At 67.6% G+C, this 17,976-nt stretch carries 13 protein-coding genes; 5 read left to right on the plus strand and 8 right to left on the minus strand.

Annotation, left to right across the window (positions count from 1 at the left end):
• The first annotated feature begins 243 nt into the window (after positions 1–243).
• Both cydD and cydC read left to right on the plus strand, forming a co-directional pair.
• On the plus strand, positions 244–1,926 hold the full coding sequence (cydD, locus tag A0W70_RS04510) for a thiol reductant ABC exporter subunit CydD (protein WP_067560909.1): 1,683 nt from the start codon (positions 244–246) through the stop codon (positions 1,924–1,926).
• Entirely contained in the window at positions 1,923–3,581 is a 1,659-nt protein-coding gene (gene cydC / locus A0W70_RS04515; protein WP_067560912.1) for a thiol reductant ABC exporter subunit CydC, read from the plus strand. Before cydD ends, cydC begins: the two co-directional genes overlap by 4 nt.
• A gap of 100 nt (positions 3,582–3,681) precedes the next feature.
• Here cydC and A0W70_RS04520 read toward each other — a convergent pair whose 3' ends face one another.
• On the minus strand, positions 3,682–5,280 hold the full coding sequence (locus A0W70_RS04520) for an ATP-binding protein (RefSeq protein WP_067560914.1): 1,599 nt from the start codon (positions 5,278–5,280) through the stop codon (positions 3,682–3,684).
• The gene (locus tag A0W70_RS04525) at positions 5,277–6,083 is read right to left on the minus strand and encodes a response regulator transcription factor (protein ID WP_067560916.1); all 807 of its coding nucleotides are present in this window, start codon (positions 6,081–6,083) and stop codon (positions 5,277–5,279) included. The genes A0W70_RS04520 and A0W70_RS04525 overlap by 4 nt, the downstream gene beginning before the upstream one ends.
• Before the next feature lie 159 nt (positions 6,084–6,242).
• Between A0W70_RS04525 and A0W70_RS04530 the strand changes: the two genes are divergently transcribed.
• The 3 genes from A0W70_RS04530 (at position 6,243) to A0W70_RS04540 (ending at position 9,814) form a co-directional block, all read left to right on the plus strand.
• Positions 6,243–7,808 carry a hypothetical protein gene (locus A0W70_RS04530; protein ID WP_067560918.1) on the plus strand — a complete coding sequence of 522 codons (1,566 nt, stop codon included), beginning with the start codon at positions 6,243–6,245 and terminating at the stop codon, positions 7,806–7,808.
• Positions 7,809–7,811: 3 nt separating this feature from the next.
• On the plus strand, positions 7,812–8,534 hold the full coding sequence (locus tag A0W70_RS04535) for a VWA domain-containing protein (protein WP_245675807.1): 723 nt from the start codon (positions 7,812–7,814) through the stop codon (positions 8,532–8,534).
• Positions 8,535–8,680: 146 nt separating this feature from the next.
• Positions 8,681–9,814, plus strand: a complete 1,134-nt coding sequence (locus tag A0W70_RS04540) for an ABC transporter ATP-binding protein (protein WP_245675808.1) — start codon at positions 8,681–8,683, stop codon at positions 9,812–9,814.
• Between the two features lie 22 nt (positions 9,815–9,836).
• Here the strand turns inward: A0W70_RS04540 and A0W70_RS04545 are convergent, their stop codons facing one another.
• From A0W70_RS04545 to betI, 6 genes are all read right to left on the minus strand, one after another.
• Entirely contained in the window at positions 9,837–11,528 is a 1,692-nt protein-coding gene (locus A0W70_RS04545; protein ID WP_067560920.1) for an ABC transporter permease, read from the minus strand.
• A 329-nt stretch (positions 11,529–11,857) separates the two neighbouring features.
• A complete protein-coding gene (locus A0W70_RS04550) occupies positions 11,858–12,871 on the minus strand; it encodes a Fe(3+) ABC transporter substrate-binding protein (RefSeq protein WP_067560922.1) in 1,014 nt (337 codons plus the stop codon).
• A 122-nt stretch (positions 12,872–12,993) separates the two neighbouring features.
• Positions 12,994–14,301 carry an NAD(P)/FAD-dependent oxidoreductase gene (locus A0W70_RS04555; RefSeq protein WP_067560925.1) on the minus strand — a complete coding sequence of 436 codons (1,308 nt, stop codon included), beginning with the start codon at positions 14,299–14,301 and terminating at the stop codon, positions 12,994–12,996.
• Positions 14,302–14,458: 157 nt separating this feature from the next.
• Positions 14,459–15,427: a glycine betaine ABC transporter substrate-binding protein gene (locus tag A0W70_RS04560; RefSeq protein WP_070988402.1), complete on the minus strand. Its 969-nt coding sequence runs from the start codon at positions 15,425–15,427 to the stop codon at positions 14,459–14,461.
• A gap of 333 nt (positions 15,428–15,760) precedes the next feature.
• Positions 15,761–17,224, minus strand: a complete 1,464-nt coding sequence (gene betB, locus A0W70_RS04565) for a betaine-aldehyde dehydrogenase (protein ID WP_067560929.1) — start codon at positions 17,222–17,224, stop codon at positions 15,761–15,763.
• Between the two features lie 17 nt (positions 17,225–17,241).
• Complete coding sequence (gene betI, locus A0W70_RS04570; RefSeq protein WP_067560931.1) at positions 17,242–17,871, minus strand: choline-binding transcriptional repressor BetI; 630 nt, start codon at positions 17,869–17,871, stop codon at positions 17,242–17,244.
• Positions 17,872–17,976: the final 105 nt, after the last annotated feature.

The following is a 17,976-nucleotide window of genomic DNA, read 5'->3' on the forward strand; positions in this document are numbered from 1 at the left end:
TTACACAGACTCTTACAGCCCGACACTCGTGAGCCCCTGATCTGTCGGGCTGGAAGCCCGACCTGCAGCGTTCCCGATCGTCGGGGGCGCGTCAGGCACGGGCACCGGGACGCAGCGCCCGGGCACGGGCATCCGGCAGCCATCGCTTATTCCCGCCGTTCATTACGGCGGTGTGGGTCCACGGCGCCCCTTTAAGATCGAACGCCACACTGAACGCGCCATCCTCGGCTGACCGGGAGCGGTATGAGCGACCACGGCATGCGTGGGCACGCGCGCTGGCTGCAGGAACTGTCCCGGCAGCAGCGCGGACTCCTCGCGCTGGCGGCGGGGGCCGGTCTGGTCACCGGCTTGCTGGTCATCATGCAGGCGGGGCTCATCGCGTTGATCGTGCACCGGGTCATTGTCGCCGAGGCCCCGATCGGCGAGCTTCTCCCGCTTTTCGGGGGGCTGGTCGGTGTCGTCGCCGCGCGTGCGATGAGCCACTGGGGGCAGCAGGCCGCCGGGATCGCCGCCGCGGCGCGGATCCGACGGCGGTTGCGCGCGGCGCTGCTCGAGCGCATCGCGGCACTGGGGCCGGCCCATCTCGCGGGGGAGCACAGTGCCGACCTTGCCCAGCGCACCATGGAGCAGGTTGACGCGATCGACGGCTACTTCGCGCGCTACCGTCCCCAGCTGGTGGTCGCCATGGGCGTACCGCTCGCGATCGCCGCCGTCGCGCTGACCCAGGACTGGATCGTCGCCCTGCTGCTGATCCTGGCAGCGCCGCTGATCCCGCTATTCATGGCGCTCGTCGGCATGGGTGCGGAGCACCTCAACCGCGAGCAGTTCGAGACGGTCAATCGCCTCGCCAGTCATTTCCTCGACCGCGTACGCGGTTTGTCGACACTGCGCCTGTTCGGCCGGGGTCAGGATGCGGTCGCGGAAGTGGGCGCCATGGCGGACGAATATCGGCGGCGCAATATGCGCACGCTGCGCGTCGCCTTCCTGTCGTCGGCCGTGCTGGAATTCTTCGCCTCGGTCGCGATCGCCAGTATCGCGATCTACATCGGCTTCGGCCTGCTGGGGTACATCGAATTCGGCAACGCCCCCGAGCTGACGCTCTTCTCGGGCCTGTTCCTGTTGCTGCTGGCACCGGATTTCTTCCAGCCGCTGCGCACGCTCGCCCAGACCTACCATGATCGCGCCGCGGCACTCGGCGCGGCGAGCGGCCTCCGCAGCCTGCTCGAACGGCCAGGGCCGCACGATCACGGCGTAACCATCGAAACCGAACGGGCGGCCGTTGCGATCTCGATCGCCGATCTCCACTTCGCGTGGCCGGAGCGCGGCCCGGTGTTCCGCGGTGCCCACCTGGATATCGCCGCGGGCGAGCGCGTCGCCCTCATCGGACCGTCCGGTTCCGGCAAATCGACCCTGCTGCAACTGCTCGCCGGCTTCGTGCAACCCGATCGGGGTGAAATCCGCATCGACGGCGAACCCGCAGGCCGGATCGGCCCGGTCGCCTGGGTGGGGCAACGGCCCTTTCTGATGAGTGGCACTATCGCCGCCAATATCGCGCTGGCGCGGCCGGCGGCGACCGGCACCGCCGTCCGCGCGGCGGCCGAACAGGCCGGTGTAACGGCGTTTACCGACAACCTGCCGGATGGCCTGGAGACCGCGATCGGTGAAGGTGGTCTCGGACTGTCCGGCGGGCAGGGGCAGCGCATCGCCGTGGCCCGTGCGTTCCTGGCGCAGGCGCCGCTGCTGCTGCTCGATGAGCCGACCGCCAGCCTCGATACCGCCAGCGAACGGATGGTGCTGAACGCGCTGCGGCACCTCGCCGCCGAGGGCCGTACCCTGATCGTCGCCAGCCATCACGACGCGGTCCGGGCGATGGTGGATCGGGTGATCGAGATCGATGCCGGTGTGGTGCGCGAGGTCGCGCGATGATCGAACTCCGCCCCTATCTACGCCTGCTGGCCACGTATCGCGGCCGCATGCTGCTGGGCAGTGTGCTTGTCTTCGCCACGATCGCCGCCGGCGTCGGTCTGCTCGCACTCTCCGGGTGGTTCATCACGGCAACCGGCGTGACGGCGCTCGCGCTGGCTGCCGGGATCCAGGCGCAGCTCGATATCTATATACCCGGCGCCGGCATCCGCTTCTTCGCCCTCGGCCGCACGGCGGCCCGTTACATCGAGCGCGTACAGAATCACGACACCGTCCTGCGACTGCTCGCCGATCTGCGCCAGCGCGTATTCGCCCGCCTGACGGTACTCGATCCGGCGGCACTGGCTCGCTTCCGCAATGCCCTGGTACTCAACCGCCTGACGGCCGATATCGACGCCCTGGACAGCCTCTATCTGCGTTGCCTCGCGCCGCCGGCCGCCGCCGTGCTCGCGGTCCTCGGCGTTGCCGGACTGCTGGCGCTGATCGCGCCAGCGGCCGGACTCGCGGTCGGCGCCGTGCTGTTCGTCGGGGCGGGCGTGGTGACCGTGGCGGTCGCCTGGCCGGGAACCGGTATCGGCGAACGCGTCGCCCGGCGCACCGAGTCGGCACGGACGCAGATCGTCGACCTGGTGCGCGGTCTCGCCGAACTGCGCGCCTTCGGCGTGGTCAATCGCCAGCAGGCCGCGATCGAACGCAGCGACCGTGCGCTGGTCGCGGAGCAGCAGCGCGCCGCGGGGCTCGCGGCCGTGGGCGAGGCCGGCATGGGGCTGGTGGTCCACCTGGTGATGGCGCTGGCGCTCTTCCTCGGGCTGTCGCTGTATACGACCGAGACGCTCAGCGGGCCGCTGGCGGTCCTGATGCCGCTCGCCGTGCTGGCGTTGCTTGAAGGCCTCGCACCGGTACCCGGCGGTCTGCTCCAGCTGGGGCGGGCGCGCGCCGCCGCGCGTCGTCTCAATTCTCAGGGGGCGGTCGAGCCAACGATCCGCGAGCCGCACGCGCCGGCGCCGCCCCCCGAAACCAATGAGCTGACGTTCGATCACGTGGATGCCGGGCGCGGTGAAGCGCCGGAGCCGATCCTGCGCGACTTTTCGCTCCACCTCGCCGAGGGCGAGCATGTCGCTGTGGTCGGTCCGTCGGGCTGCGGCAAATCGACCCTGGCCGATCTGGCCGTGCGCCTGCTCGATCCCCTGCGCGGCGAGGTCCGTCTGGGCGACACCGCGCTGCCCGCACTGGCGCAGGCGACCGTCCAGGCGCGCGTGAGTTATGCCACGCAACGCAACGAGATTTTCGCGGATACGATCGCCGCCAATCTGCTCCTCGCGCGCCCCGAGGCCGATGACCGCGCCCTGTGGTACGCACTCGAAGTGGTCGCCCTCGCGGATTTCGTCGAGGGACTCGATCGGGGGCTCGACACCTGGGTGGGGGAGAGCGGTGTGCGTCTCTCCGGTGGTCAGGCGCGGCGGCTGGCGCTTGCCCGGATCGTGTTGCGCGATGCATCCGTGGTCGTGCTGGATGAGCCGCTGGCGGGGCTGGATGCGGCCACGGCGGCGGAGGTGGCCGCGCGCCTGAAACCCTGGCTGCGCGGCCGGACCGCGCTGCTGCTGGCCCACGACACCACCGCCCTGCCAACCACGGATCGGGTGGTCGAACTGCAGTAGCCGCCGGCGATCCCGGGAGGCTTGGGCAATGGCCTCGGCGCGACTCGCCGGGGTGCTGTCAGCATCCGCAGCCGGGGGCGCCTGCCGCCAGGCTTCCGCGTCAGGGCGGGTCGATATCGCCGTCGATGGTATCCGTCTCGATGACGGCACCGGCGTTGTCTACACGCTTCTGTGCCGTCGGCAGGCGCACCTCGAACTCGACGCCGGTGATGTCGAGTGGCATGAATTCGAGCCGGTGGGCGTTGCGCTTCGGGCGATAGCGCAGACGCCAGTGCGGGCGCTCGGGGTGGGCCGGGTCGTGGAAATCCTGGGTGCCGCGGGCGCTGAATTCGTCGAGCACGACGCTTCCCGTGCCGTCATCGGACTCGATCACGATGTGGGTCACGGGGGACGGATTGGTCCACTCGCGGCTGCGCACGGTGTCGCCTTCGGCGCTGCGGCAGCGGGTTCGCCCGTTCTCGTTGACGGTCTCCACCGATTCGATGAGCTCCTTACCGTTCAGCAGGCTCATCCGGAGCGTGTATCGATAACGCGGATGGTCGATGTTGTGGACCGTGATCCGCCCCTCGTAACCCTTCACGATCTCGTTGACGAAATAGAGCCCGAGGCCGCGGCCATGATGCTCGCGCTTGCGGCGGGTGCTGTAACCGAGCTGGAACAGGTTGGGGAGGTCCTCTTCCCGCACGTGCGGCCCGCGGTTATAGACCCGCAGACAGACATCGCCGTCTTCTTCCGACAGCGTCAGCGCGATCGGCGCGAACTGCGAACTGTAGCCGCGCTTGGCGGCGTAGAACTGGGCATTGCGCAGCAGGTTCTCCAGCAGGAGGACGAGGTGATTCTCCTTGCCCAGCAGTTCCCCGCAGCGCTCGAGGCGGGCATGGATGCGGCCATCATCCAGGCTGTAGGGCGTATCCGGGTCGAGTGCCGGCAACGGTTCCTCGCGCACCATCGCCAGTGCGCGCCAGGCGGCGCGCTGTGGCGGGTAGGCGGGCTCGTCCGGCAGGGTGCGCGCCTGATCGCTGTCGAGCAGGCGCTGGCAGTACTGCTCCTCGCATTCGCACATCAGGTTGCCGATATGCAGCGTCAGGTTCTCGGCGGTGGAGAGATCAAGCAGATCCCAGAGGTAGTGCAGGGCATCGAGTGCGGCCTGCGGGTCGGTCTCCGCGGTGCCGGTGGCCGTGTCTGATCCTGACGCCGGGTCCGTGGCGGTGAGTTGGCGCTGGAGAGCGGTTTGCACCTTGTCGAAGCTGATGACGCCGTTGTGGCGGACCTCGGCGGCGATGCCCTTGAAGTGCAGGAACTTCTCGTCGTACTCGATGTATTCGAGCAGCTTGTCGCTGATGAACAGCTTGAGTTTATCGGCGTGCTCGGAATACGTGTGTGCCTTCAGCTGGAGCTGCTTGTTGCGCGCCCACAGATCGTCGATCTGCGCCTGGCGCTGTTGCAGTTCAGTACGCTGCGTTTCGTGTCGGCGGCGGACCCGGCGCACGTCGAGGCCGGCGAGCAGCACCAGGACGGCCACCACGCCATAGTGCGCCTCCCGGCCCTGCAGGAAATCGGGGAGCGCATAGAACGACGCCAGCCGTGGATCGGTCGCGATGAGGACAAACGCGATGGCCGCCAGTCCCAGCAACAGGGCGAACCATGGGAAGGCGACCGGATCGCCGCGCCGCTGACGCTTGTCGCCTTCGTCGCTCATGTGTCGCTCCGGACCGGTTTCCAGCAGTACGCCATCTCGTCGCCGAAGGCGACGATGCCCTGATCGGTCTTGCACAGCGCCGTGAAGCGACCCTCGCCGGGCATCGCCTGGTCGAATGCGCGGCGCAGGATGCGCACGTGCTGGCGGTAGCCGCCCCAGGTGAAGCGGTCGGGGTCGGCGTCGAGCAGTTCGGCCATGCGGTTGGTGGATACCGGGCGGGGTGACGATTCCACCAGGTAGCGCAGGATCTTCCGTGGCGTCGGCGCCAGCGGGCGGCGGCTGTCGGCCGGGTTCATGAGCTTCGTGCCGCGCCAGTAGATCGTCCAGCTCGCGGTGTCGATGGTCAGGTCACCGCTTTTGAGCAGGTCGTCGCTGTCCGTCTGCCCGGCGGCGCCCAGCCGGGCCTGGCGCAGGGTGGCGCGGATGCGCCAGCAGAGCACGGATTCGATGTTGCGTTGATGCTTGGCAATGAAGTCCTGCGCCCAGGTGGACTCGAGCGCCTCCTGCTCGACATCGGTGCCGCTGTATTCCGACAGGTACAGGATGGGCACGTCCGGCCATTTGCGCTGCAGGGCGCGCGATACCGAGAACCCGGCGCCGGTGTCGCCCTTCATGTTGGCGTCGAGCAGCGCGAGGTCGGGTCGCTGGGACTCGTTGGCCGTGCGCACGAACTGGCAGGCGGCCTCGGCGAGCCGGAATACCTGCAGCCGCGTCGGCTCGTCGTCGAGTTCCGCCGCCTCCAGGACCGGGCGGAAACGATCGACCCAGTGCGACTGGTCTTCCACCCACATGATCGTGGCCATCGCGCGCCCCGATTCCCCGTCGCCAACCGCGCTACAGCCTACCACGGCGGTTGCTCACCCGATTTTCACCAGCGCTTCCGAGAATCGGTCCCACGCGGCGGTTGCCGCCCGGTGGTCGGGCGGCGGCCGCGGCATCGACACGCAACGGGAGACAATGTCATGTGGGATATCCTCACCATCTGGAGCGCATCACCCGCGCTGTCCGTGGCGATCTGGCTGGCGATCGCCATGGTCGTTCTCTACTTCGGGCGCCCGCACGCCCATCAACTGCTGCAGAGCACGGGGCGTGCGATCGATCACGCGCTGCGGCTGGCGGCGACCAGCGTGCGCCAGCTCGAGCAGCGGGTCTCGGCCCGCAACCGCGACGTCCTCGTCGCCCAGGGTCGCGAGGCGACCGAGCAGGCCATCGAGCGCGAGTTTTCCCGGGTCAAGTCGATCGTCGATCGCGAACTCGGGCAGTACCCGGCGCTGCATCGGGAGCTCGAAGAGACGCTGGAGAAGGTCGAGGCGGATTACCAGGCCTCGACCCATAACGCGCCGTTGCCGCCCGAATGGTCGGAAGTGGTGCAGACCATTTCGGCTTTGCCGAACTCGGGCGATCCGGCCATCACGAAGATCCTCAACGAGATCAAGAGCTCGGTCGAGAGCGCGCAGAAGGAAACGCTGAAGGCGTATCAGAAGAACGCCCAGGAGCGCCACAAGATCCTGAGCGGCATGGCCTCGGACTGGCGCGGCCTGAAGCAGAACATGGAGAAGGTGCAGAAGACGATCAGCGGTCTCGACGGCCGCGCGGAGTCGATCGACCGGCACATGGCGAACTACGAAGCCATGCGCAACAACGACGACAAGGCGCTGCATTCGCTGACCGCGTCATCGCTGACGCAGTTCTTCATCGCCGCGCTGATCCTGGCCGTCTCGGCCTTCGGTGGTCTGATCAATTTCCATCTGATCGCGCTGCCGATGTCGGAGATGGTCAGTGGCGGCGCCTGGTTCGCCGGCATGCCGGTGTCCGACATCGCGGCGCTCGTGATCATCATGGTCGAGATCTCCATGGGGATCTTCCTGCTGGAGGCACTGGGCATCACCAGCCTGTTCCCGATGATCGGGCGGATGGATGACCGCATGCGCAAGGGCATGGGCATCGCGGCACTGGTGATCCTCGTGATCTTCGCGAGCATCGAGGCCTCACTGGCGTATCTGCGCGATCTGCTCATTCTCGATCAGCAGCAGCTGACGCAGTCGCTCGCCGGTGCGCAGATCGCGGACGCGCAGTTCCGCTGGATTCCGTCCGTCGCGCAGATGATGCTCGGCTTCATCCTGCCGTTCGCGCTGGCCTTCGTCGGCATCCCGCTGGAGTCGTTCATCCATTCGCTGCGGACCGTGCTCGGGCTGGTCGCGCTCGGCCTGCTGCGCACGCTGCGCGTGGTTCTGCGCATCGTGGGTGGCAGCGCGCGGCACCTGAGCCGGATGCTGATCAGCCTGTACGACCTGTTCGTCATGCTGCCGCTGGCGATCGAGCGGATGGCGGTCCGCGGCGGGGCTTCACTCGGCGAGGCCGCGGCCAATCGGCGGCACGGCGAGGGCGACGAGAGGGAAGCCTCGGAAGCGTCCATCGATGAAGGTGGCGCCAAAAGCGGTACGAAACAGCGCGGCCGCAAGCGCCGCGGGAGCCGTGAGCGGCAGGAGCCGGATCTCGGCGTCGAACCGACCCCGGCGGAGGGCTGAACCATGACCTATCTCAATCCATTCCATCGCAACCCGCGCGTTACGAATGCGCCGGAGCGCCACCCGCGCCGTGCGCGGGCGGCGACGGCCGGACTGCTGACCCTGGTGGCGGTGTTGCTGTCGGGCTGCGACAGCGGACCCCACAATCGTGCGGCGGTCGTTCTGATCGATATCTCGGGGGAGTACGCGACCGAGATCGAGAAGGCCCGCCGGGTGACGAGCCTGCTGCTGGGACGTCTCGATCCGGGCGACTCCATCGCCGTGGCGTTCATCGACAACACGAGCTACAGCGACCGCAATTTCATCGCGCGGGTCGATTTCGATCATCGGCCCAGTGTGGCCAACGACCAGAAACGCGCCGTCCGCAAGGAGCTTGATGCCTTTCTCGATCGCTTCAGCGTGCCCAGCGCGCACAGCGATCTCACGGGCGGCATCCTGCTGGCGCGGGATTTCCTGGAGCGGACCCGAGCGGCGGACAAGCAGATCTTCCTGCTGTCGGATCTGGACGAGGATCTGAAGCCGGAACTCGACCGAAGCGGGCCACTGGAGCTGGACGGTATCGAGGTCGTCGCGGTCAATGTCATCCGGCGCGATCGCGACAACATCGATCCGGCCCACTACCGCCAGCGCGTGAGCCACTGGCAGCAGCGTGTGCAGGACGATGGTGGCCGGTGGGACATGGTCAACGAGATCGATCGGCTGCAGCGTCTGGTGGCACAACGATAAGGCGGTAGGCGCCCGGTAACGGTAACGGTGACGGCGAGGGTGTCGCCGTCACCGGGCGGGGCGTTCAGCGACTGAGAAGCATTCCAGTCCGTATCTCTGTTATCGTTCTCTTACTTGCCACCATCCCCGGGGACGTCACCGCCGCCATGGCGACCCAAATGCTGCCCGAACACCGGTCGCGGCCGGTCGAACCGGCGTCGAGCGCCGAGCGTCATGACGTACTGGCGATGCGCGACATCCGCCACGCCTTCGGTGGACTGGTCGCCGTCGATGACGTCGAGCTGGACGTGCGGCCGCACGAAGTCGTCTGCCTGCTGGGGCCCTCAGGCTGCGGCAAGACCACGCTCCTGCGCCTCGCCGCGGGCCTGGAGACGCTGCAGCGGGGCGAAGTCCGTATCGACGGGCAGCTCATGGCGCAGGCGGCGGGGGGCCGTCAGGTTCCGCCCGAGCACCGCAACGTCGGTCTCATGTTCCAGGAATCGGCGTTGTTCCCGCACCTGACCGTGCTGGAGAACGTGACCTTCGGTCTCGATGGCCTCGCCCCGCGTGAGCGCGCCCGGCGCGGCCGCGAGCTGCTGGAGCGGCTGGGCATGCTCGACTACGCCCAGACGTATCCGCACATGCTGTCGGGCGGCCAGCAACAGCGGGTCGCGCTCGCCCGCGCGCTCGCGCCGGCGCCACCGTTGATGCTCCTCGACGAGCCTTTCAGCGGGCTCGATACGCGCCTGCGCGACCAGATCCGGGACGACACGCTGCATGCGCTCAAAGAGGTGGGAACGGGCACGCTGCTGGTGACGCACGACCCCGAGGAGGCCATGTTCATGGCCGACCGGATCGCGCTGATGCGCCACGGCCGCATCGTTCAGGCCGGGCCGCCGGTCGAACTCTACTGCCACCCGGTCGATCCCTTTGTCGTGCATTTCTTCGGCGACGTGAATCGCCTCGATGGCGTCGTCGAAGGCGGCCATGTCGATACAGTCGTGGGGCCCATCGACGTGCCCGACACGCCGGACGGCACGCCCGTGCAGATACTGGTGCGTCCGGAGGCCATCCACCTGGTGCCGCTCGGCGAGCCCATGGAGGTCCCCGATACGAGCCACGTCATGGTCTCGCGCCTGCTGGGGCGGACCAGCCTGATCCACGTCTGCGCCCATGCCCGCGACGGCAGCGAAGTCCACATGCACTCGCGCATGCCGGGCGTATTCCTGCCCCCCGAGAATCAGCCCGTCACCCTGCAGCTCGACTGGTCCCAGGTCTTCGTCTTCCCGGGCGCGGGCTGAGGCCCTCGAGGGGTCGGCGGTATCAATCGGCGTCCGTGCTGCCCGGACGCGACCGCCCCATCGCCCGGCTCAGCAGGATCACCGGCACGATGCCGACGGCGACGATCATGAGCGAGGCCGTGGCGGCCTCGGCGAGGCGCTCGTCCGAGGCCAGCTGGTGGGCCCGGATCGCCAGGGTGTCGAAGTTGAACGGCCGCAGGATGACGGTGGCCGGCAGCTCCTTCATGACATCGACGAACACGAGCAGCCCCGCGGCGAGCAGGCTGCTGCGCATCATCGGCGCGTGAATGAGGCGCAACGTGCGCCCGGCGGTCTTGCCGAGCGTGCGTGACGCCGCGTCCATGTTCGGTGTCACCTTCTCCAGGCTGGCCTCGATGGCGTTGTAGGCGACTGCCAGGAAGCGCACGACATAGGCGTAGACCAGCGCCACCATCGTGCCCGTCAGGATCAGCCCCGTTGAGATGCCGAACTGGTCCTGGAAGAAGGCGTGGAGCGTGCGGTCGACCGCGCCCAGCGGGATCAGGATGCCCACGGCGATCACGGCCCCTGGCACGGCGTAGCCCATGGCCGCGATGCGCGCGGCGAGGCGCGCGCTGCGGCTCTGCTGCAGGCGCACCCCATAACTCAACAGCAGCGCCAGCATCACCGCCACGACGGCCGAGACGGCGGCCAGGGTCACGCTGTTGGTCGTCAGATCGACGAATCGTCTGCTGAAGAGGTCGTCGCCGTCGGTGATGCTCATGCCAAGCAGTAGCCCCCCCGGCAGCAGGAAGCCCACGGTGATCGGTGTCGCACACGCGAGCGTCGCCAGTGCGGCGCGCGCACCGTGCAACTGGAACCGCGGCAACTCGCGATAGCGCGACGTCGTGTGGAAGTAGCGCGCCTGGCCGCGCGACCAGCGCTCGGCGAGGACGAGCAGGATCACGAAGGCGAGCAGACTGGCGGCCAGTTGCGCGGCGGCTACCGGCTCGCCCAGACCGAACCAGGTGCGGTAGATCCCCGTGGTGAATGTGTCCACGCCGAAGAAGTGCACCGCGCCGAACTCGTTCAGGGTTTCCATAAGCACCAGTGCGGTGCCGCCGGCGATCGCCGGCCGTGCCAGCGGTATCGCGACCCCGAAGAGCAGGCGCGCCGGCGTGCGCCCGAGGGTGCGGCCGACTTCGAGCACGCAGGCCGACTGCTCGAGAAAAGACGCCCGCGTCAGGACGTAGATATAGGGATACAGCACCAGCGCCAGCAGGACGATCGCGCCGCCGAGTGAGCGGATATCGGGGAACCAGTAGTCGTGCCGCGTCCAGTCGAAGAACCCGCGCAGCGCCGTCTGGATCGGGCCGGTGAACTGCAGGAAATCGGTGTAGGCGTAGGCGATGACGTAGGTCGGTACCGCCAGCGGCAGCAGCAGTGCCCATTCGAAGATCCGCCGCCCGGGGAAGCGGCACATCACCACCAGCCAGGCGCTGCCCACGCCGACCCCGAGCGCGAGGGCCGCGACCCCGGCGCCCAGGATAAAGGTGTTGATGAGATAACGGGGCAGCACCGTGCTCGCCAGGTGGTCCCAGACCTCCGGCGCCGGGACGAATGCGTGGGCGAGGACCGCCAGAATCGGCAGCGCCACGAGTGCCGCGATCAGCCAGGTCGCCGCGCCCCAGGCGTTGATCCCGGCGCGCGCCCGGCGCCAGGCCGGCGCGAGTCGGCTGAGCGCGGTCGCGATCACCGGGCCTCCGGGCTGCAGTTGGTGCGGCCCGTGGGCCGACCACGCACGCCGCCGTGGTGCACGGCGCGCACAAGGGCGTGGCTGCAGGGGCGGTCGGTCATCGGCTACGCTTCCATCTATCCAGCGGGGTCGTGACCCCATGCGGTGGCCATGCGCGACACCGGTGCGGACAGGCTGCGGTGCGGTTGCACGGTGGGCAGGTCCGGTCGGGCCAGCGGCGGCGAGTGTCGCCGAGCGCCCGGGGCGGTGCAAGCCGGGATACGAAAAGGGGCCGGCTCAGTGTGAACCGGCCCCCGGGGCAGGAAATGTCGAGCGCCGCTCGGCGCGTGTCAGCGCCAGCCGACCTCGTCCATGATCCGCACGGCCGTGGGGTTATTACGGCCGAGGGCGCTGACATTGACGTCGTCGAGGACGATGTCCTGGTGCCAGCCCTGCAGCGTTTCCGGCAGGGGCGCATCGGCGACCACGGGGTATTCGTTGTTGCCCTCGGCGAACAACCGCTGCGCCTCATCGCTGGCCAGGAACTCGAGGAGCTTGATGGCCGCCTCACGATTGGGCGCACCATCAACCACGCCGGCCCCGCCGATGTTGGCATGGGCACCGCGTCCGTCCTGGTTGGGGAAGATCACGCCGACCTGTTCAGCGACTTCGCGATCCTCCGGATCGTCCGAGTTCAGAAGGCGCAGGTAGTAGTAGTGGTTGGCGACGGCGAGTTCGCATTCGCCGGCCGCGGCCCCGCGGATCTGGTCGGTGTCGCCGCCCTGCGGGGAGCGGGCCAGGTTGTCGACCAGTCCCTGGGCCCATTCCTTCGCGTCGACCTGGCCATGCTCGGCAATGAGCGAGGCGAGCAGTGACTGGTTGTAGATGTTCGATGAGGAGCGGATGCAGATCTGCCCCTTGAAGCGGTCGTCGGCCAGATCCTCGTAGGTCTCGAGGTCGTCCGGATCAAAGTTCTCCTTGTTGTAGAACACCAGCCGCAGACGCTGGCTGAAGCCGTACCACAGGCCATCGGGATGGCTGACCCGGTCCGGAATGCGCTCATCGAGCACGTCGGACTCGATCGGCTGGAAGATGCCCTCGTCCTCGGCGCGCCAGAGGCGGCCCGCGTCCACGGTCATCATGATATCGGCGGGACTGGCATCGCCCTCGCGCTTGATCCGCTGGATCAGTTCGTCCGAGTCGCCCTCGAGGACATTGACTTCGATCCCGGTCTGCTCGGTGAACATCTCATACAGGCGATCGTCGGTGTCGTAGTGCCGCGCCGAGTAGACGTTGACGCTCTCGGCGGCTGCCGGCAGCGCCACTGCCGCGGCGGCCAGACCCACAAGCCAACGGTTGATCATCGCGTTCCCTCCAGTCGTGTCCGTAATCGGAGATCAAGCCTAGATGAGAATGCATCGGATTTGCAATCGTGGCGACGGTCGGATTCGACCCCGCTTGCGGCCGGGGCGATTCCACGCGCGAATCAGTGCAGCTTCAGGCGTGGCCGGGTCCGGCGGGAGACGAGGTCCGAGAGGAACAGCATCAGGGCGCGCCGTGAACCGTGCAGCGCGCGCTGGTGCGAGCGATAGAGCCAGCGGTAGCTGATGCGGGCAAACCAGCCCTCGATCGTGACGTTGCCCAGCAGGGCGCCCATGATCGTGCCGAACGCGCTGTCATTGACGTTCACCAGCGAGCCGCGGTCGCGATAGGTGTACTCGGGCAGGGATTGGCCCGCCAGGTGGCGCGGGATCGCCCGTGCCAGGTGGCCCGCCTGCTGGTCGGCGGCCTGGGCCCGCGGCGGGACCTGGCCACCGCTCTCGGTCGGGCAGGCCGCGCAGTCACCGAGCGCGAAGATCGACGGGTCGCGCGTGGTCTGCAGCGTAGGCTTGACCACAAGCTGGTTGCGGCCATTCGTTTCCAGACCGCCCAGTTCGCTCAGGAAGGGCGGTGCCGCGACGCCCGCCGCCCAGACCTTGAAGCGTGCGGGGATGAAGTCGCCCGAGCGTGTGTGGATCCCGTCGGCCACGACCTCGGCGACCTCCTCGCCGAGGCGCGTCTCGACGCCGAGGCGCTCGAGCTGGTCGCGGGTCGCTTCGGCGAGGTCGGTCGGCAGCCCCGGCAGCAGGCGCGGCGCGCGCTCCAGGATGATCAGGCGGGTATCGCGGGCCGGGTCGATCGCGCAGGCGCCGTACTCGGCCAGGGCATGGCGCATCTTGTCGAGCTCGGCCGCGAGTTCGACGCCGGTGGCGCCGGCACCGACGATGGCGACATCGAGCGCCCCCGGATGGCGCTCGCCACTGCCCGGCGTCGTGCGCAGGTAGGCCTCGAACAGGTCGCGGCGGAACTCCTCCGCTTCCTCGGCCGAGTCGAGCGTGAAGCAGTGCTCGGCTACGCCCTTTACGCCGAAGTCGTTGCTGACGCTGCCGACGGCGACCACGAGGGTGTCATAACCGATGGTCCGGGGTTCGGAATCGCTGCCACCGCGCGGGGCGCCCACCCGGATGCCGCGCGCCTCGCGGTCGAGCCCTTCCATCGCGCCCCAGACGAACGTGAAGTGATGCGCGCGGGCGTGGGCGATGTAGTCGCACTCGTCGTCGTGCACGTCGAGCGTGCCGGCGGCGACCTCGTGGAAAAGTGGTTTCCAGACGTGCGTGAGCGCGGCGTCTACGAGGGTGACGCTGACCGTCGGATCGCGTCGGTACTGGTGACCGAGGCGGGTTGCGAGTTTCAGGCCGCCGGAACCGCCGCCGACGATGACGATGCGGTGGGGCTGCTGAGTCGAAGCGGTCATCATGGCATCCAGAGCGTGCCCCGGGAAGGCGTGGTTCGCGGCAAGTGTAACAATGCGGTCGGTGCACGGCGCCGCCGGAGATTTCGCCGTACCCAAACAAAAACACCCCGCGCCGGAGCGCGGGGTGTTTGTGACAACGCTTTTCAGCGATGCGCGATCAGAGGCCGAGGGCCTTGCTGACGGCATCCTTCGCGTTGCTCTCACCGTCCTGGGTCTTCACCGGGCCGGTCTGGTACGTGCCGCCCTGGGCGAACCAGCGATCCAGCAGTTCCGGTTTCTCCTCGATGAGCTTCCGGCCGGCTTCGGCGTAGTCCATCTCATCGTTGATGACATAGCCCGCCATCTGCGACTGCTCCTCGACGGTGAACTCATAGTTTTCGAGGAACTGGCCGACGTTCTGGCAGCTCCAGGCATAGCCTTCACGCGCCTGCGTGTAGACGGTCGCGCCGCCCTGGTTCGGGCCCCAGTAGTCCTCGCCCCCGTTGAGGAACTCAAGGTCGATGTTGATGTTCATCGGGTGGGGCGCCCAGGCGAGCCACGCGGCCCACTTGCCGCGGTCGATCCGACGCTGGACCTCGGTCAGCATGCCCGCCTCGCTGGAGGGCTGGAGTTCGAGACCGCTCATACCGTAGGCATCATCGTCGATCATCTGCTGGATAATCTGGTTGCCGTCGTTGCCGGCCTCGATGCCGAGGATCTTGCCGTCGAACTTGTCGGCATTCTCCGCCAGGTCCTCGAAACTGCGGACACCGGCTTCCCAGGCCGCCTTGTTGACGCCGACCGTGTACTTGGCGCCTTTCAGGTTCTTCGTGACGATGTCGATATCGCCCTTGACCATGTGCTCCTTGACCATGCTGCGCTGCGTCGGCAGCCACAGGCCGAGGAAGGCATCCAGATCATCGCCGGCCATCGACTGGAACATGATCGGCACGGATGCCGTGGTCACGTTGACCTCGTAACCCATCTCCTCAAGCATCCACGCAGCCGTCTCGGTTTTGGCAGAGACGCCGGTCCAGTTGACCTGACCGAGCTCGATGGTGCCGCAGGATGCTTCTTCCTGGGCAGATGCCGTGGAGCCGATGGCGAGTGCGGCGGTCGCCGCAAGTGCCGTAATGGTTCGTTTCATCATCAAAACCTCCACCCTTGTGAAGTCGTGTTCGTGACCGGCCAGCGGCCGGTCCGGGAGCGCGTGGCGATGGGTCGCTGCGCTCCGTTGGCGAAACCCGGCTGTATACCCCCGCCGGGGTGAGGTATGCCGACGCGGTCAGACCTCGCGGCCCGCCGCGTCAGCGGCGCTTTATCTGCCACTCCCGATGTGTCCGTAGGCACAGCATTCGGTGGCAGCGGATCACGGCTGGCGATCACGGCCGCCGCTGTTGCCGCGGGCGTGATCGCCGGCTCGTTCAGGTTGCCGCTCACGATCTTCTGCGGGATCGTCGAGTCGGCGATGTCCGGTCTTTCAGTCGTACGCGCAATCAACGCCCTGGAGTTCCACATACACGCTCTTGCGCTGCGTATAGAACTCGATCGCGGCGTGTCCGTTTTCACGGCCGAGGCCGGAGCCCTTCACACCGCCGAAAGGCATCTCGATCGGCGTAACGTTGTAATTGTTGACCCAGACCACGCCGGCCTGCAGCTCACCCGCTACACGGTGCGCCCGGGCGAGGTCGCGCGTAAAGACGCCGGCGGCCAGTCCATATTCCGTATCGTTGGCGCGACGCACCACGTCCGCCTCGTCGGTGAATGTCAGCACCGACATGACCGGGCCGAAGATCTCCTCGCGGACGATCTTCATGTCGTCGTCACAGCCGGCGAAGATTGTCGGCTGCACGTATGCGCCCTCTGCGAGGTCGCCGTCGCTCGCCCGTTCGCCACCGCAGACGAGCCTTGCGCCGCTCTCCTTGCCGGCCTCCATGTAGGACAGCACCAGTTCCATGTGCTCTTTCGAGATCAACGGGCCGACCTGCGTTTCCGGGTCGAGCGGGTCGCCGAGTTTCAGTTTCCGCGTGCGCGCCTTCAGGCGTTTCAGGAATTCTTCCTCGATTGATGCATCGACGAACACGCGCGTTCCGTTGGTGCAAATCTCACCCTGGCTGTAGAAATTCGCCATCATCGCGGCCGAGACGGCCTCGTCGAGGTCGGCGTCGGCGAAGATCACCAGCGGTGATTTGCCGCCCAGCTCCATGGTGACCTGCTTGAGCGTTTCGGCGGCACCGGCCATCACCTTCTTGCCGGTGCCGGCCTCGCCCGTCAACGAGACCTTGGCGATTCCCTGGTGCGCGGTCATGGCGCGGCCCGTGTCGGCGAAGCCCTGGACCACATTGTAGAGTCCATCCGGCAATCCGGCGTCACGGAAGACCTCGGCGAGCTTCAGGGCGGTCAACGGCGTCAGTTCGGCCGGTTTGAACACCATCGCATTGCCGGTTGCGAGCGCGGGGGCCGACTTCCAGCAGGCGATCTGCAGGGGATAGTTCCACGCCCCGATGCCCGCGCAGACGCCGAGCGGCTCACGGCGGGTGTAATAGAAGGCGCGCGAGAGGTCGCCGTACTCGCCCTCGATGCCGGCGGCGATACCGCCGAAGTACTCGAGGCACTCGGCGCCGGATTCGACGTCGGCCTCGGGCGTCTCCTGGATCGGGCGCCCCGTATCCAGGCTTTCCAGGCGCGCGAATTCATCGACGCGCTCGCGCAGGAGCTGGGCCGCGCGGCGCAGTACGCGGCCGCGCTCGGCGCCGGTCCAGCGGGCCCATTCGCGCTGGGCGCGGGCCGCTGCCTGAACTGCGCGGTCCACGTCGGAGGCGCCGGCGAGCGCGATCCGGGCGAGCGTCTCGCCGGTCGCGGGATTGATGTCATCGAAGGTCTCGCCCGACTCGGCGTCGCACCACTGACCATCGATGAAGAGTTGTCTGTATTCGCCCTGCATGCAGTTCGTCTCCGCTTTCAGATCGCGCCTAAACGACCGCCGTTGTCTGGCCGACCGGCCTGCGCGCGATAGTGTTTCAGTATCATACGCAGATAGTCGTCCGCGATAATATGCGCCCCTGCGGCTTCCGGTGTACAGCGCGCGAGCGCCGCCCTGACCCAGATGCCATCGATCATCGAACTCATGCCCTCGGCCGCGCGCTCGGCCTCCTCGCCTGGCAGCAATTGCCGGAAGGCGTGCAGCAGGTTCGAACGCAGCCGGCTCACGTAGACCCGATGCAAGCGCTTGAGCTCCGGCGAGTGCGGGACCTGTCCGTAGAACGACAGCCAGGCCGCGCAGATTTTCGGCGTCGACTGTTCCGCGGCGAAATTCGCCCCGAGGATCTGCTCGATCCGCTGGATCGGTGTCGCCGCCCGGCGCTGTCGCTGAATCATCTCCCGCTGCAGGTCGTTCAGCAGCGAGCGCATGGTCGCCGCCAGCAGGGCGTTCTTGCCGCCGAAATAATGGGCGATGATCCCGCTCGACAACCCGGCCGCCTTACTGATGCGGGCGATCGTCGTCTCGGCGAAGCCATGCGCCTCGATCGTGTCGATCGTCGCTTCGATCAACTGTCGCCGGCGAACGGGCTGCATTCCGAGCTTGGGCATGACGCAAGTAATCCGCGTTGTTGATATTCACGGTACGGGTTTTTGAATGGACGATCAAATTAAAACGCCGCCCGGCTTGAACGCATGGCGGTCCGGAGCACGGCT

The sequence above is a fragment of the Halofilum ochraceum genome (genome assembly GCF_001614315.2).
In the GTDB taxonomy this organism is placed as follows: Bacteria; Pseudomonadota; Gammaproteobacteria; order XJ16; family Halofilaceae; genus Halofilum; species Halofilum ochraceum.